This is a genomic window from Micromonospora sp. CA-248212, assembly GCF_050948405.1.
Lineage (GTDB): Bacteria > Actinomycetota > Actinomycetes > Mycobacteriales > Micromonosporaceae > Micromonospora.
Genome location: NZ_CP192023.1, coordinates 4,867,363 through 4,882,917, shown reverse-complemented (window position 1 = coordinate 4,882,917; position 15,555 = coordinate 4,867,363). Strand labels below are relative to the sequence as shown.

The 15,555-nt window shown below is 64.6% G+C and carries 15 protein-coding genes; 8 read left to right on the top strand and 7 right to left on the bottom strand.

The features are described 5' to 3' along the window. Nucleotides 1-428 precede the first annotated feature (428 nt). Entirely contained in the window at nt 429-1,076 is a 648-nt protein-coding gene (locus tag ACQP03_RS22930; RefSeq protein WP_433458328.1) for a hypothetical protein, read from the top strand. Further along, complete coding sequence (locus ACQP03_RS22925; RefSeq protein WP_357170983.1) at nt 1,073-2,152, top strand: site-specific integrase; 1,080 nt, start codon at nt 1,073-1,075, stop codon at nt 2,150-2,152. Before ACQP03_RS22930 ends, ACQP03_RS22925 begins: the two co-directional genes overlap by 4 nt. Nucleotides 2,153-2,591: 439 nt before the next feature. Here ACQP03_RS22925 and ACQP03_RS22920 read toward each other — a convergent pair whose 3' ends face one another. Continuing rightward, entirely contained in the window at nt 2,592-3,005 is a 414-nt protein-coding gene (locus tag ACQP03_RS22920) for an Imm1 family immunity protein (protein WP_357170985.1), read from the bottom strand. Continuing rightward, nucleotides 3,002-3,358, bottom strand: coding sequence for a DddA-like double-stranded DNA deaminase toxin (locus ACQP03_RS22915; RefSeq protein ID WP_357170987.1), 357 nt, complete (start codon nt 3,356-3,358; stop codon nt 3,002-3,004). The genes ACQP03_RS22920 and ACQP03_RS22915 overlap by 4 nt, the downstream gene beginning before the upstream one ends. Nucleotides 3,359-4,161: 803 nt before the next feature. On the opposite strand from ACQP03_RS22915, the gene ACQP03_RS22910 reads away from it, so the two are divergent. The 4 genes from ACQP03_RS22910 (at nt 4,162) to ACQP03_RS22895 (ending at nt 8,555) form a co-directional block, all read left to right on the top strand. Further along, on the top strand, nt 4,162-5,496 hold the full coding sequence (locus ACQP03_RS22910) for a hypothetical protein (RefSeq protein ID WP_433458325.1): 1,335 nt from the start codon (nt 4,162-4,164) through the stop codon (nt 5,494-5,496). Beyond that, nucleotides 5,489-6,061 (top strand): hypothetical protein, encoded by a 573-nt coding sequence (locus ACQP03_RS22905; protein ID WP_357170991.1) that lies wholly within the window; start codon nt 5,489-5,491, stop codon nt 6,059-6,061. The genes ACQP03_RS22910 and ACQP03_RS22905 overlap by 8 nt, the downstream gene beginning before the upstream one ends. Continuing rightward, nucleotides 6,058-8,010, top strand: a complete 1,953-nt coding sequence (locus ACQP03_RS22900; protein WP_357170993.1) for a hypothetical protein — start codon at nt 6,058-6,060, stop codon at nt 8,008-8,010. Before ACQP03_RS22905 ends, ACQP03_RS22900 begins: the two co-directional genes overlap by 4 nt. A 179-nt stretch (nt 8,011-8,189) precedes the next feature. Further along, on the top strand, nt 8,190-8,555 hold the full coding sequence (locus tag ACQP03_RS22895; RefSeq protein ID WP_433458323.1) for a hypothetical protein: 366 nt from the start codon (nt 8,190-8,192) through the stop codon (nt 8,553-8,555). 202 nt (nt 8,556-8,757) lie between these two features. Here the strand turns inward: ACQP03_RS22895 and ACQP03_RS22890 are convergent, their stop codons facing one another. Both ACQP03_RS22890 and ACQP03_RS22885 read right to left on the bottom strand, forming a co-directional pair. Continuing rightward, nucleotides 8,758-11,676: an NACHT domain-containing protein gene (locus ACQP03_RS22890; RefSeq protein ID WP_433458321.1), complete on the bottom strand. Its 2,919-nt coding sequence runs from the start codon at nt 11,674-11,676 to the stop codon at nt 8,758-8,760. 114 nt (nt 11,677-11,790) lie between these two features. Continuing rightward, nucleotides 11,791-12,288 (bottom strand): hypothetical protein, encoded by a 498-nt coding sequence (locus ACQP03_RS22885; RefSeq protein WP_433458319.1) that lies wholly within the window; start codon nt 12,286-12,288, stop codon nt 11,791-11,793. Nucleotides 12,289-12,402: 114 nt separating this feature from the next. Here ACQP03_RS22885 and ACQP03_RS22880 point away from each other — a divergent pair, with 114 nt between their 5' ends. Then, a complete protein-coding gene (locus ACQP03_RS22880) occupies nt 12,403-12,738 on the top strand; it encodes a hypothetical protein (protein WP_357170999.1) in 336 nt (111 codons plus the stop codon). A 153-nt stretch (nt 12,739-12,891) separates the two neighbouring features. On the opposite strand, the gene ACQP03_RS22875 is transcribed toward ACQP03_RS22880, so the two are convergent. Genes ACQP03_RS22875 through ACQP03_RS22865 form a run of 3 tightly spaced genes read right to left on the bottom strand, consistent with a single transcriptional unit; the run spans nt 12,892 to nt 14,688 of the window. Next, nucleotides 12,892-13,947: a tyrosine-type recombinase/integrase gene (locus ACQP03_RS22875; protein ID WP_357171001.1), complete on the bottom strand. Its 1,056-nt coding sequence runs from the start codon at nt 13,945-13,947 to the stop codon at nt 12,892-12,894. Then, the gene (locus ACQP03_RS22870; protein ID WP_357171003.1) at nt 13,944-14,468 is read right to left on the bottom strand and encodes a hypothetical protein; all 525 of its coding nucleotides are present in this window, start codon (nt 14,466-14,468) and stop codon (nt 13,944-13,946) included. The genes ACQP03_RS22875 and ACQP03_RS22870 overlap by 4 nt, the downstream gene beginning before the upstream one ends. Continuing rightward, nucleotides 14,455-14,688 carry a helix-turn-helix transcriptional regulator gene (locus ACQP03_RS22865; RefSeq protein WP_357171234.1) on the bottom strand — a complete coding sequence of 78 codons (234 nt, stop codon included), beginning with the start codon at nt 14,686-14,688 and terminating at the stop codon, nt 14,455-14,457. Before ACQP03_RS22865 ends, ACQP03_RS22870 begins: the two co-directional genes overlap by 14 nt. Before the next feature lie 154 nt (nt 14,689-14,842). On the opposite strand from ACQP03_RS22865, the gene ACQP03_RS22860 reads away from it, so the two are divergent. Continuing rightward, the gene (locus tag ACQP03_RS22860) at nt 14,843-15,472 is read left to right on the top strand and encodes a helix-turn-helix transcriptional regulator (RefSeq protein WP_357171005.1); all 630 of its coding nucleotides are present in this window, start codon (nt 14,843-14,845) and stop codon (nt 15,470-15,472) included. The last annotated feature ends 83 nt before the right edge of the window (nt 15,473-15,555 follow it).

The window sequence follows — 15,555 nt, the reverse complement described above, 5'->3', positions numbered from 1 at the left end:
AGTGTGCGCAGGTCAAGGCGGTAAGGAGCCATTGGTTGGCCTGGCCTTGCAACTGGGAGCAGATTGGGTGCAGGTTGGCGAAGAGGTCTCCGCGCCCGAAGTGCTCACCGATGCCGGACAGAGACGAGGCGCTTTAACCTGCGGTGATGGAGATGGAGCGGTGCGGTGTGACCTCCCAGTAGATGTCGAAGTGGTCAGGCGTTGCTGCTCCCGCGATGGCTGGCGCCGGCCGACGTCTCGGTTCGCCTAAGGTCACGTCTTTAGGTGTGCTGCGGATCGATGTGGAGCGTTGTGGGTGAGCTTGCTTGGAGTCCGCCGCAGTTCCGCCATTCGAGACACCGATCCCACGGGAAGCGTTCTGACCTGGCCCTTCAGGCTGGTGGACTCTTCGGCGGATCCGAAGCGGCCACCACTGCAGCTAGGCTCGCGTGAGCGTCAGAGTGCCGTTGAGCGTTAACGGCAGTGGGGCAATAGGTCGTGTAGCCCCTCGGACACAAAAATGTGGTGAGTTCACCACCACTTTCCAGCAGGTCAGCCCGCTTCTGGCGGGTCGTCGGATCGTTAACTTCTTCGATCCGTGCGGCGTTGTCCAGGCGGTGGTCATCGTGACTGCCGGTCTCGTCTCTTCTCTCATCCCACCCAAGATCGATGCCGTGTCGGCGCGCCGGGTCGCCACCGCGAACCTGGATCGGGTGCGGGTAACACCAGCGGGTCTGGCGCCCATCCGTGTGCGCTCGTCGCTGTATGGAATGGCTGCTGTCGATGATCGCGGCAAGATCTGGGCGCAGTATGTGCTGGGTCATCTGGGCTGGGAGCCCGCCACTGTCCTTTCGCTGACCGAGTTGTCCGGTCTGCTTGTCGTCAGAGCGGATGAAGGCGGGCGGTACCAGCTCACTTCGACAGGGCATCTGCGGATTCCGTCTACCCTTCGGCATTGGTGTGGGTTGGAGGCCGGTGCCCGCGTCCTGCTGGTGGCTGATCCGGATGAAGAGCGTCTGGTGATTCATCCTCCGGCGTCGGTTGATGCCATGATCTCGCGCGCCTATGCCGAGGTCTTCCCGAGTGATGCGTCATGACGGGAGCTACGGCCACCAGTGGTCGTCCCGAGATCCAGGCGGCATTGGTGCTTCTCGCCGGGCTGGGACTGACGCCTGCGGATCTTGATGTTGCGGCGGCGGAGAGTCGGCCGCCGGTGCCGACGTTCACCGAGTACGTGCCGAAGGTCAAGGAGGCGGTGACGCCGGGAACCCTGAAAACCTATGGCACCTATTGGGATCGGCTGGTGGAGACGTGGCCAGGCAAGCGGCTGACCGAGCCGACAACCCTGGATCTGATCTCGCTGGGCAAGAAGATCCGCAGCGGACGGGTCGTGCGGCGCAACGGGCGGGGTGGTGCCGGGGCAGAGGAGAATTACGTCGCCGCGATCCGATGCCTCTACAAGTTCGCCGTGAACGACGGGGTGATCACGCAGGCCGAGAATGCCGCTGCCCGGGTCACGAAGCCGAAACGGACCGCGAGTACCCGTTCCGCGTTGCCCGATGATCGCTTGACCGACATCAACCGGGTCGCTTCGACCACCGGCAACGATCCCGCCCTGGACAGTCTCCTTCTGCGCTTGCATACCGAGACTGCCTGCCGCCGGGCCGGTGCCTTGAATATCCGCCGCTGCGACCTGGACGTGGAGCAGTGCCTGGTGTTATTGCGGGAGAAGGGTTTCACCACCCGCTGGCAGCCGGTCTCCCCGTCGATGATGAGCCACCTGCTGTCGCACTGGGACGAGCGGGGAGACGGGAACCCGCGCAGCACAGCTCCGCTGCTGAGGTACCGCACAGGGAAACCGTTGACCTACAGGCGCTATGACGGCTTGTGGGTGCGGCTCGGTAAGTATCTGCCGTGGGTAGCGGTCCAGTGCATCAGCGCCCACTGGCTGCGCCACACCATCCTGCGGTGGGTGGAGCGTCACTTCGGCTACGCGGTGGCACGAAAGTATGCGGGTCACGCGGAGAAGGACACCGGCGATGTCGGGGCCACCATCGTCTACACGAAGGCCGACATCGTCGAAGTGGCCGCAGCACTGTCAGTCCTTACCGGTGAACCGCATCCACTTGTATCTCAGGGTCATCACGAACCCAGGCAGGGTCCTGTCAGCTGAAGGGGCAGAGCAAGGGTGAGGGCCGCCTATAGCAGGGCGCCCTCACCTTTGGCTTCACCACCTCTACAGCTTCCGCTGAAGGTCACTGGGCCTGCCCCGAAAACTGTCCGCAAGTGTTGACCGCCGGCGACACCTCGTACTGAGTAGCCGAAGAGATGATCAAGGATGCGATTCACGACGAGTCTCTGCGGCGCATCATCGCGCCCGCTGAGATGACCGGGCCTGGACTGCATGACGTCGTCGTGCTGCTCTCGCCGTCCGCTGGTGAGACAGGTTCTCGTAGCTAGAAGCCTGAGAGTTCGCCATCGAGGCTTGCGGTGGTCGCAGACGACCTACGCCGTCTCACCTACAACCGAGTAAGGGGCGGGGAACCGCGTGCGGTGCTCCGGGTGAGGCGCTTGGCTGCGGCACTTGCCTCGGGAGCCGTCCAGGCTCGAAGCTATTCGACAGTTTCCCAGGCCAGCGCGGGGGGTCGCTGCCCACGGCTGGTGAGGAACTGTCGTGCCGCGTGCCGCGCGGTCGCGTTGGTGACGCGGGTGCGTTCGGGCCACGCGTCGGTAGGCGTGCCGGCGTAGTCGAAGGTGAACGCGGGCCCCGGTTCGAGGTCTGGCTGGTATCCCCAAGCGCTGCTGCCGTCGGCAGCGACGTGATAGACGAACGACCGTTCAGCGTGCCCGACGCAGATGTCGAGCATGACAGGGAACTCGCCTCCGCCGGAAGCGATGAGGGTGACGCAGTAGGGCAGCCGATCGGCGGGGATGTGGCTGATGGTGTCCAGCGTGGCGTTGAGTTCGGCGACGGTGCTGACCGACGCGGCGCCGTCCCCGCGTCCCCAGGTGATGTCGATGCTCATCGCCGGATCCCTTCTCCTGTTCCGACGTACAGCTTATGGAGCCATGTGCGGTCGCCGTCGGTGAGGAATACCGTCAGGCGTGTTCCTTGCGGCAGGATCGTGGCGAGGATCTTTTCGCAGACCAGGGGTCTGATCGGATCGTCGCAGGGGGTGTGATTGAGCACGAGCGTGGCCTCTGATGGGCTGCCGGAACGGCGCAGCACGGCTGCGGCCTGCGCCTCGGCGTGGTCCATCACGATGGCCTGAGCCAGCGGCGGCTTGAGTCCGACGCCGGCGGCGGGAAGCCTGCCTGCCCGGATCTGCCGGCTGCGCAACCGACCGTCTGGCTCCGCCGAGAGGTCAGGATCGCGCATGATCGCCCCGTCGACGAGCAGGAACGCCTCGGTCTTGTCGTGCGGTTCGCTGCGACGTGCCAGACTCGCGGCTGCCCGAAGGACCGCCTGCGGCGGGTCAACATGCGCGGGTGGTCGACGGTTCCCGTCGCCACCCGCAGTCAGTTTCCCAGACCGTCCAGCCCACGCGCCCGCGTGAGGATCTCCTCGACCTTGCCCGCTGACCGACCGTTATGCCCGCTCCATCGAGCTGCTGTGAGCTGCGGTCCACCATCGCGGCAGTGCTGTGATCGGCGGCGCCCTGCAGCGCCGCCTGGATCAACGCCCGCGCTTGGTGAAGCTCGGAGCCGGCAGCTCGTATCAGTTCCCGAGCCCGGTCGAGATGCGCCTTGGCCTGAAGAAGCCGACTGATCAACTCTGCCGCGCTCACCCGAATCACTGTGCCAGAACATAGACGTGCGTAGGTAGCGGCTGATTGCCAGGAGCGGTGCTGGGCGAAGCGGCTCCAGGACGGACGGCGAGCAGCGAGGCCCGCTGCCCGAAGGATGCGGTCGGGTGCAGCAAGGGAGGGCCAACCAGCCATCGCACCTGACCCCGGCCCCCAGACGTTCAGAAGGCCCGCCAGGTACCTAATTTCCTAGGACGCTTGCGGGCTGTGCCATGACTGGCTAAACCCCTTTGGCTCGCAAGGTCGCAACAAGCACCCGTCTGCTGATGCGAACGGCCCGATCTAGGTCTTTACGCCATGCCCGGCTTCCGGTACGAAGAACACAGCGCTGCGAAGTCGAAAGACTACGCTGCGCTGCGTCGTCTTGGAGGTGGCTATGTTGAGCGAGCGACAGGAGGCCCTGCCCCTTGTCCTGGAGCTGCCGGACGCCCCAGAAGACGACGGCGCAGAAGCACAAGCCAACTTCCGCTTCCAGTGCGAAGTCATCGCCCGCTGGAGCTACGGCTTGTTCGAGCCTGACGGCCCGATCGCAGTGGTCTGCGAGCACCATGAAGACTTCATGGTGCTCTTCGCCGACGGCCAGGTTGACCTCGCATCAGTCAAGCATCGGAGCCGCAACCGCGGGACGTGGTCCGTCGCTGACCTCTGCGACGACGGCGGTCTCACACACCTGTTCGACCGATGGGTCGCGGTGGCTGCGTCTGGGCGCCCCATCCGTGCTCTACACCTGACCAATGCCGGCCTGACTAACGGACCAGGTCAATCCGCGGAACTGGCAGGCATATGCGAAGCCACGCAACCAGACGCTGCCCTACTCCTAGCCTGGTCGAAGAAACTCGCCCGACAATTTCTCATGGTGTCGCAGCGCAAACGAACGTCCGCCATGCCAACAGGTCAACCACCAGCGCGTCCCGAACACCTGCTCGACACCGATCCGCTCGTACAGCTGGTAGCGCGATTCATACCGATGCTGACCTTCGTGCCGGTGTCACACCGCGACGACATAGCCGCAAGCACCATCATCGAGGTGGCTCTGCCGCTGTGTCGCGCGAAAGGCTGGGACACACACGACGGCCAGCATATCCACGACGCGGTCATGACGATCGTTGAGAAAACCGTCCGGACGTTCGGCAAACGCCGTCTGGACCTCGCCCGCCAAGTGGTCGGCATGGCGGTGTGGCCCAACGGCATGGAACGAGATGAACGGCTCGCAGCACGATTGCTCGATGCCAAGGCACTGGACACAGCCATCATCTACGGCGGCGATGTGCCCTTGTTCCCACCCCAGGACGCCCCGCTCCCGGCGCCCGGCGGATCCCAACTACGCCGCAAAATGGCAGACGGGCAGCTCAGTGCCAGCGCCGTCCATCTCGCCGAACGACTCCGGTCCGCCTGGTACAGCACTCATCGATCGCGCCTACCCGACCTGCCCGGAGATGCGGGAGTCCTCGCGCAGATCGAAGCCGAAGTGCTGGAACTGGTTCTCGACGCCCAAGACGCCGCTCTCGCGGCAGGCACCACCCCCTACGGGCGGACGTTTTTCCGCCAACTGCGCGACACCGTCCGTGTGTCGTCCTTCCGCCAGCGGCCCCCGCTGCGCATCAACGATCAGCACGCCCTGGGCGTGTCGTTCGAACTGAGCGACCAGTGCATCTTCGACTTCCTCCCGCCAACCAGCAGTGACACTCAGCAGGAGCAGGTGCATGACTGACCGCGGGGCACGCACTCGTCTGCTAGCCGCACGGCAGCAGGCAGCAGCCCGGGCCATCGCCGCCGAGGCAGCCTTCCACCAAGCCCGGGTGCTCCTCCTCATCGCCGCCTTCTCCGGCCGCAGCCGCGGCCTGCGAAGCCTCGCCCGCATATCCCGACTCGATTACCTGCTGCGCTTCCCGCCCGTCCTGCAATACATCAACCTGACCGACGAAGCGCAGTGGCCAAGCTCAGCGAAACCGCTGCCAGCCGAGCGCCGGGCAACGGACATCAACTTCGCCGCGACACGCTACGGGTTATGGACCGACCGCTACACCCTCATCATCGGCTCCCTCATCGGCAAGCAACTTCTCAACGTTGTGCCCGGACGCATTCTCGAGGTCATCACCACCCCCGCCGGCCGAGAGGCGGCCAAGCAGCTGTCCAACACAGCACAGTGGAACCCCACCCACCTTCGCGCCGAGTTTCTCCACCGACGGCTCAACATGTCCGCCCCACAGCTCGACGCACTCCTGCGACCTGCGATCCGCCGCCTGGAAGCCGACACCGCCCAGGCAACCGCATGACCAGGCGCCTGCGCATCCGAGCCGTCGAGGTGGTCACCACCCAAACAAGCCGCAGGTTCGACCTCGATCGTCCGCTGACAGCCCTCATCGGCTCGGTGGGCACGGGCAAGTCCAGCCTGCTCATGTTGATCAAACACGCGACCGGCGGTCGCGCCGCACTCACCCCAGCAGTGCGCGCCAACGTGACCAGGATCGTCCTCGATCTCCAGGTCGAAGACACCCGCCTGATGCTCGCGCGAAGGGTGCCCGATCCATCAGGCATCGTTGAGATTCTCGACCCGTACACCCGTGACATCGAGGCGCAGCTGCCCGTCCGAAGCCGCGAAGGCCAGGAGACGATCTCAGACCGGCTCCTGGAACGACTCGGAATCCCGCGCGAACGAATCCCGACCCGACGGCGCGGCGCCACCGCTGACACCGTAGCGGTCACCTTCCAGAACCTCATGGCCTACCTGTATGTCGAAGCAGTCGACATCGACCGGTCCATCGCCGGGCACACGGAGACCTACACCGACCGACCGCGTCGAGCGCTGTTCGAGTTCATGTTCGGACTCAACGACGCTGACCTCGCCGCCTTGCAGCGCCGCGAAGGCACGCTGAACAGCGCCATCGCCGCACACAAAGCCGAGGTGACCGCGGTACGCAACTTCCTCGGACAGACCGAGACGCCACCCGAGGACAAAATCGACGAAGACCGACGCGTAATCCTAGTCCGACTCAATGAGATCAATGCAGGACTGCAAGCCCTAGCCTCGCAATCGTCAAGCCCCGGGCCCGCCACCGACGTACTGTTCGCCGAACTCGACCAGACCGCCAGCCAGGAACGCCAGCTACAGGCCGACGCCGCCCGGCGAGCCGAAGCCGCCGCGGCACGCCGCGCCGCGCTGGCGCAACTGGAACTGGACTATCTTCGCGCTCAACAAGCTCACGTTGCCGGTCATATCCTCGGGGCGCTTGAGTTCGAGGTCTGTCCCCGCTGCCTGCAAAATCTTGATCACCAGACTCTCGCCGATGACCAGTGCCGGCTTTGCCGCCAACCGGAACCCGTCTCCGTGGCAGCCTCCGCCGTCGATGACGAGACCCGGCTCCGCTTCGAGAACCAGATCGCTGAGACCCGACAACTGCTCGACGAAGACGAAAACGCCGCAACCCGAGCCGCTGAACTGGCGAGCACCGCACGGCTGCATCTGCACGCGGTTCGACAACGTCTCGATGAACTCACCCGAAGCCGTACCGCGCCGCTGCTCACCCAGACCGCGGCTCTCAGCGGTCAGCATGCCACCATGCTGGCGCGCCTGGCCCGACTGGACGACATGACCAACACTTGGGAGCGGTTCAAGGACATCGAACAACGGCTACGCACCGACGAGGACCAACGCAAGACAGTTCGTGCGGACATCAAGCGACGCAAGCAGGCCATGACCGAAGCCAGAGCGCGAGTCGCCCGCTTCGACACGGCCTTCCAGCGAGAAATCCAGCTCATCGGAGTCCCCGGAGTGCAAGAAGCCCACATCGATACCGAAGACTATCTGCCTCGGATCGACGGAGCCGCCTTCCACGAGATCCAAGCTTCCGGCGGAGGTGTCGCCACGGCCGTCCACGTCGCCTACAACATCGCCCTGATAACCACCGCGCTCGACGACCCTAACGTCACCGTGCCGTCGCTGCTCATCATCGACTCGCCCCAGAACGCCATAGGTCGAAGCCCTACCGACGTCGAACTTAGCCAGCGCATCTACGATCGAATCGCGAACGTCACCAACGCCGCAAGCCAGCGAATCCAAATGATCATCGCGGACAACTCCCTACCGCCACTGCCTGCGCGAGCGGATTGGAGTCACATCCACGTCATCGAATTCGGTTACGAAGACCGCGCAATGATTCCTGGTGTCTGGCACAGCGGTCCCGCAGCAGCCAAAACCCGCGTGGAAGACGCCGCTATCGAATAAGCCACCGCAGTAGCCGAATACCACCGGTAATCAAAGGTTTGTGAGGCCCCGGCTGAAACATGCACTCGCGCCGCCGCCTGACCGTTGGGTGTTCGCCGGCGGCACCCGCGATTACCTGTAACCACAGATGCCGTTGGTTTGAAGGTGAGGCTCGACCGGTGGGTACCAGATACGAACCGATGAGCCTGACCAGGTTGGCCACCCATCTGGCGTCCGCGGACACCGACCGAATCCGCTGGAAGCTGGTGTGGGAGTTCTTGGAGGAGTACCGCTGGGAACCGGCCGAGACCAGAGCCGGTCTATTGAGGGATGAGCCTGGGCCAATTGGGGATGCGCGTTGGGACGCGCTGCTCGCGGCGCTCGCGGAGCACCTGCTCGCCCAGGCGGATCTTGCTCCGCCTGCATGGGTCGACGCACGTGTGCTGCGCCCGGCGTGGTTCCCAGCCGAACTGGCCATCCACCAGGCCGACGTGCTGGCATGGGCGCCGGCCGCGTTTCGGAAACATGGTGTGTACCTGTCCGTTCACGACTTGTCCGCGGCGTGAGCGGATCAGGCGGCGTCCCGATGGGGCGGGCGGAACTCGAACTCGCGCTCACCCACCCAGGCGAGGGCTTGTCCGTCGCGGAACCGTCGCTGGCATCTCCGTCGTCGGTGGTGCGCAAATAGCGCTTCCCTGCGATGCGAAACAGGTGACATGGAACGTCGAGGACACCCGCTTCGCGCCACGCTCGCCAGGCACGAGGAAGTTAGATGTCATCGAGTGTCGATTCCTCAGTCTTTGCGTTTCGTACAAGCTCCACGACCTCTGGTCCGACAGGCAGCCGGTCCAGTGCCGGTTTCACGGCCCACCCAAGCAATTCCTCGACTGCCCAGTGAGAGGAGGGAAGGGTATCTAGGGCGAGGTCGAGTGAGACCGAGATATCCTCGTTTTCCAGCGCGTTGACCAGGGCCGTCGGGTCGCCGGCCCTCGCTTTCAACAAAACCGCGATGCTGGAGTGTCCGTCGTCGACGGGCTCGAAGATCGATCCAGCTACGACGGTCAGGCCATCGCGCAAAGTTTCGAGCATGGACCCGTCAAGCCCAGTGGCTTCCGCCAATCTAGCCAAATGATCAACCACGTCTTTGCCTCTACGGGTGCTCGGGCTCCGGGCAGCATCGTTCATGTAGATCTTCAGCCACTCCGAGACAGCTCGCTCCTCGATGGCCGACAGGTTGATCTTCTCCATGGCCAGACGGATGCCGACCTGCGGCTCGCGGCTGCCGGTCATCGACTGCATACGCCGCAAAACAAGGCTTGCTGCTGCCCTGCTAGCCGCGCTACCGGGGGCCGCGGACTTCAGCAGGTCGTAGATCGTTTCCCGATGGCGGGTCCGAGCCAAGCTCGAGACCGCCTTGGCTATCTGGTCGAGCCCGACCACTGGCGGACGGTTGAGAATGGCGAACACTCGCTGAACGAGGGCTCTTTCAAAGTTCGGCCGGGCGACCGCAAGGTTGTCTGCGATGATGTCCGCCGCCAGCAAGGGCGCCGTCGGATACCGCCCACCGAACCGACGCGGCTCGTTATCGAGGTCACGCAGGAGCCTGATGATCAACTTCTCGAATCGTTCCGACGTTAGCAGTAGGTGCCCGGCGGCCAGCAACCAGGTGTTGCGCCAATGCGGACTGTGTCCAACAAGGCGGAGCCGGCCGAGCACGTCACTGTCTTCACCTTCAGTGAGCGCACGCGCCGCCATAAGCTCTTGCAGACTCCGGATCTCGAAACCCACGCCACCGTCACGTGGGGTAAGTAGGACGAGCCTCCTCGTCGCCGCATCCACGAGTTGCTCGGCGATACTTTCGGCGTCACGGGCGGCGAAGCCGCGCTCCAGCAACTGTTGCCGGGCCAGCTTCCGGAGATCTTCGGGCTGCATCGAGGCTTCTGCTCCCTCGGCCACCTCGGATTCGGCCTGCAGGACGAGCCCGACCTGTTCGTGGAGGCGGTCGATGCGCGGACGGTTCTCTACAATGAATCGGGCGATCGCAATCTCTTTGCCCCCCTCTCGATCACACATCGTCGAGTAGTAGAGATTGAACAGGGTGAACCGGTCGGGTGGAAGGTTCGGGTACTTCTCCACGATGAACGACATGATCGTCACCTGAAGAGGTGTCTCCATCAACCTGGCGGAGACTGGGTCCCGCGACGCCTCTGCCATCCGGTCGGCGACCTTGACGCGCATTTCATCATCGTTAACAAATCGCTTGTTGGTGATCTGCAATGAAAACTCGGCTGCCTCCCTGGCAGACAAACGCTGCAGGTACAGATGCTGATAACGGTCCGGAGCGAACCGTTCGTCGTAGCCGGTGGGACGGGTGGTGATTACAACCAGCAGGTCGGCGTCCAAGTCTTCTGCGGTGGTAAGCAGGTTCTCGATCTGCTGATAAAGCATCCGCCGCGCGGCAGCCGAGGGTACTTCGTCAAGACCGTCGAGGATAAGCGCCCAGGGCCACGCTTTCAGCCACTCCCGGAGGTGGCCAGGCTGGATGTCTTGCTCAGTCCGCTTCTGGATCATTTTTGAGATCCACCGAAGCAGCGTCGTCTCACTGCCGGTGCTCAGCTCCTCCGCGTACTTCGCGAGATCCACCCTGACAGGCCATCGACGGTTCCTGGGAGCCGCGAGTCCAAGCCGATCAAGCGCTGCGGCAGTGCCCTTGACGACCTCATCGGTGCTCGGTCCGAGGCTAACCTCGGTGAGCATCGCAACGCGATATGCCTGCGCAATGAGCTGGCTGAGCGTCGACTTGCCCTGGCCCGGACCACCCACGATGACCACGTTCGGACGTTCGATTCGGTCGGCCTGCCGCTGGCGAAGATTAGTCTCGCCAAGATCCAGAATGTGACGCACTGCCCTTAACGACGTGCCCTCATCCCCGTCGAGGCGGGCCGGTACATCGATCGCGATCTCATCGAGCCAAAGGGTTGCGTCGCCGGGGCCGCCAGCCTGGCCAAGGCGGATATACCGGTCGAGCTTGAGCGAGCGCAACATCTCCTCGCGCAGCGGGTCCCTCAGATCCATGCTGCCGAGCGGCATGTTGTCGGATCCGAGCAACGCTAAGACGTCACCCACGGTGAGAAGTCCCGGGTATGCCCAGCGCACATCCTGGTGGGCATCGATCATCGACCGAACCTGCTCCGCGTGCCAGATCATGAAGCCCTTGACGCGCAGGCCCGCCTTGACAGTCTCTTTTTCCTTCAGCTTCCCGCTCACGAATGTGTGCAGCGTGTCAATGCCACCCGTCTTGGCGACCGGGGACAGATCGATGTTGGTGACGAAGATCAGATAGTCGGGCAGGCGTGATCGGGTGCGGCCCTTGGCGGCCTTGACCCAGCTAGCGATCTCGCGGCTGATCTCACCTTGGAGCCAGAGCGCGTTGTCACGCGGCTCCGCCTTCGGCTTGATCTGAAACTTCGACTGCAGCACCGTGTAGCCGGTCCAAGCATCGGCCTGGTCGCTCACGCCCGCTGACGTGGCCGACCAGTTGATCGTCCCGTCGAAAGTTGCTTCACGACCGCCATCAGGTCCATCGCCGAAAACCCGGACACCCGGCCCGATCTCGAGACGCCCCAACGCCACGATCATCTGCTCGAAGGCTCGTGACCCGAGGCGGTTCAAGTCATAGTCCGGCATCGGGTCGTCCCCATCGTCTGCGGCTGCCTTGCCACTACACCGGCCGGTTGGCGATGAGCCGACCCTCCATAGCCCTCGATCGGCCTGAGCTTACGCGTCTGCGCGCCCGCGCTGTCAGCGGCGCCCACTGTCAGGTCGCCGCCTCGTCCTACCTACCCCAGATAGGGGAAGGCGGGACCACACGTCCTCGACGTGGTGGGCCCAGCGGCGGTCGACGGGGTTTACCTCCTTCACCGCGAACGACCCCTGATCGGTGTCGAGCCGGTACATCCGGTTGGCGAACCCACCGTGGGTGCGGACATCGTCCCGATCGGCGCGCCGAGATGCGAGAGGTTGGAGGAGCCCGGTTGGTGCCGATGACGGCCAGTGGCGACCGGTGAGCTTGGCGCGATCGGCGGCATGGGCGCGTTTGTCCCCGGCGACGGCGGGGATCATCGCGCCGCACTCGCGGCCGTCGAGCTTGCGCAGCCGGGTGTTGGCGTCCCCGCTTACGGCGGTGACGCGCAGATGTGGCCACCCTGCGGTGAGCTGGGCGCGGCGACGCGGAGAGTTGGTCGCCACGATCGCGTCGGTGGGCAGGTCGTCGAGGCATATGGCGGGACACGACCGCATCGTGTACGTCCTCGCGCGGCAGATACGCGGCGATGATCAGACCTTCGGGCAGGGCGACATCGCCGGGGAGGTGCTTGAGGCAGCGCACGGCGATCGTGACCTCCCCGGCGAGCTATGCCCGGTCCAGCTCCCGGGCTGCACCGCATCGGCCAGGCAGCCCGGATCGCCGCCGTGCTGCCGGTCGAGGACATGCTGCCCGCTGTCGGCGCCGGCACGATCGTGATCACCACCCGCACCGCCGGACACCGCGACCACCGAACTCATCGCCCGGCTCAACCACCCGCTCACCGCCCTCGCGGCAACCGCCGAACGCGCCAAGCGGCGTACCCTGAGCGGACACTGCCACAGTCCGATCGGCAGCTCGCCCAGGTCGGGCCGGACCAGACGGTATGGCTGCTTGCAGCCGTCGACAGTCCCGATGGCTCCGAGCAGGTGACCGCCACCGAGTAGGGTCTGGCTGCGGAAGCCACAGACGTGGCTACCCGGGTCGGCGGCAAATTCCTTTCCGCGAGCGCACGGGAGCTAATCAACTCTGCCGTCGCTCGCTGACCACCCGCGTTGCGACAGTCGTTGCGTATCTCAGGCCGCTGCTCCGGCAATAGTTCATCGCGTGAGAGCAACCGCATGTTCGACGGGCAACAGCGGGTGCGGTTCTCCGGTTAGCACCGTCAGCGCTAGGACCACTTCGTAGAGTTCGGCCCGGACGTAGGTGGCGGTGCTCCCGTTGTCGGCCCGGTTGTTGTGCCCGGCATAGGCGCGTGCGACGGCGTACCCGAAGGCCCGCTCGACCCAGGTGAGGGTGGTGTAGCGCAGCCAATGGGTGCTCACCTGTTGGGCGGTGACCCATGGCAGGTTCTCGCCGATCCGCTTCCAAAGGTGGTCGTAGCGGCGGTAGCTGATGGGCCGGCCGTGTCGGTAGCGCAGCAGTTGGCCGGTGCTGTGTGGATCGCCATCGCCGCGTTGCTGCCAGTGCGCGAGGAGGTGACGCATCAGTGTTGGTGAGATCGGTTGCCAGCGTTCGGTTTCGTCTTTCTCCCGTAGCCGGACCAGGCACTGATCGGGGTCGAGATCGTAGCGCCGCATGGACAGAGCGCCTCCTCGGCGGCATGCGGTTTCCACGTGCAGCCTGATGAGCAAGCCGTCGAGATCGTGGTCGTTTCCGGTGGTGACAGCGATCTCGTTGATCTGCATCAGCTGGTGGTCCAGCAGTGCGCGGCGTGAGTTGCTCAGCCTTCGTGGCTTGACTGCCTTTGCCGCAGGATTTTTGTTCTCATCTATGAGTTCATCAGCTACAGCGAGGCGGTACAGGCAGCGGAATGCGCCGATCATGTGCTCGCCGGCAACTCTGCCGCCTCGGGCGTTACGCCGTACTACGGCTTGACTGCGCGCCTGCTCGGCGAACCGCTGGATCTCCAGGCCGGTTGGCTCGTCTATGAGCCGCTGGCCCCACTCCTTGCGGATCTTCTTGAAGTACGGCTGGTAGACCTTCAACGCTCCGACGCTAATAGCCGCAGACGCGCGATCGATGAACGTGTCGAACGTCGGCATCGCCACTTCAGGGCCTGGTGTGCTCAGCAGCTGTTCGGCCGTCACACCAAGCCGGTCCAGAAGAAGGCGGGCGGCGTCGAGCTCGCCCGATGAAGGCGGGTTGGTGCTCATCGTGTTTCCTGTTCGGTGATGCCTGCGTGGAGCGCGGTGACCATTCGGTCGATCGCCGAGGCGAGGTAGGCCAGGAGGATGTCGTCATGGACCAAGGCAAGAAGCAGCAGCCGGTCGCCTGCGCTCAGGCGTAGCCGGTGACGCACCCGTGCGGGGAGGCGAAGGTGACCTCGTCCAGAAACCGCGTCTGACCCGCTACGGCGGATGATGACGATCCCCGCTTCCGGGAGTGTCGAGATTGACACCGTTGTCCCGGGAGCCCAGCCGAGTTCCTTGACCGCTGCCCGGTCCGTCAGCGTCCCGCGGTCATCTATCGACGACGTGGCCGTGAAGCTCGTCCGGTCGCGAGACCCGCTGAACAGCTCAACCAGAGGCAGCGGCTGGCGAGCTGCCAGGTGTCCGCGCAGGTCCCCATCCGCTCGGCCAGGGTCCACAGAACCGTTGGGCGACAGCAGCCCTCGATGCATCAGCGCGTGGGATGGCGGTGTTGACGGCATCGCGATCTTGTCACGCGGCCGCATCAGTGCCCCGCCCTTCGATTGCCCGCGCGTAGCGCTCGCGCAGAAACTCTTGAACGTCGCGCGGGTCGTAGCGGCGGCTGCCGTTGAGCTTGTACGAGCGCGGGCCGATGCCCTTGCTGACCCAGACGTAGAGGGTGCCGGGTGTGACCTTGAGGAACCAGGCGGTCTTCCTATGGGTCCACAAGTCGGTGACCTCGGGCAGCCGGCCGATGTCTTGCATCACGATCACGTCCTTCCCGTCCAAGCCCCGGGAGGCCCTTGGGTCAGCCTCGGTACGGGTGACGAGAACTGTGCAGGCCAACCGCATTTTGCGTCAACAGACTGGCTATGATGTGTGAAGATCACACATTGGCAAGTCGGGCAGGCGGTATCAGGTGACGGCAGACGGGCAGCTTTCGGTACGCGATGTGGTCAGCTACCGGGTACAGCAACTACGCAAACGCCGGGGCCTGACGGCCCAGAAGCTGGCCGACCGGTGCAAGGAGATTGGCGCTGCGCACATCACTCGCGACTTCCTGACAAGTCTGGAGACCCGCCGTCGCGGAGTCTCCGTCAATGACGTGATCGTGCTGGCATACGCGCTCGATGTCGCGCCCCTGGCGCTCCTTGCCCTGGACGCCCAGCGGAACGAGACCGTCACGGTGACCGCTGGCGTTGAGGTTCGCGATCCCGAGGAATGGCGCAACTGGCTGGTCGGTGACGCCGCGCTGGAAGGCTCCGATCCCCGGCTCTTCTACGGCGCGGCGCTGGAGACCATGGAGGCCCCGGGCGGCCAGGCGATGGCGGCCTACGTGCGGGCACTGGTCGCCGACCGGCAACGCGAACTGCTAGAGGTCTACAACAAGCAGGCGCTCGACCTTCTGGAGCGCACCCGGCGCCAGACCCTCGCACTCGTCGACGACGTGAGTGCTGAGGTCACGAGCGGTGCGCCCAAGGAACAGATCCTCGAACGCCTTGCCCGAATCCGCGCCAACATCGTGCGTGATCAATCGAGACCATCCTGAAACGACGTGCGGTAGCCGCGCCACGGTGGGGCTGGGACGAGCCCTGACGTGTTTCCCGCGGAGTCGCGGCTTCGATTCTCCAG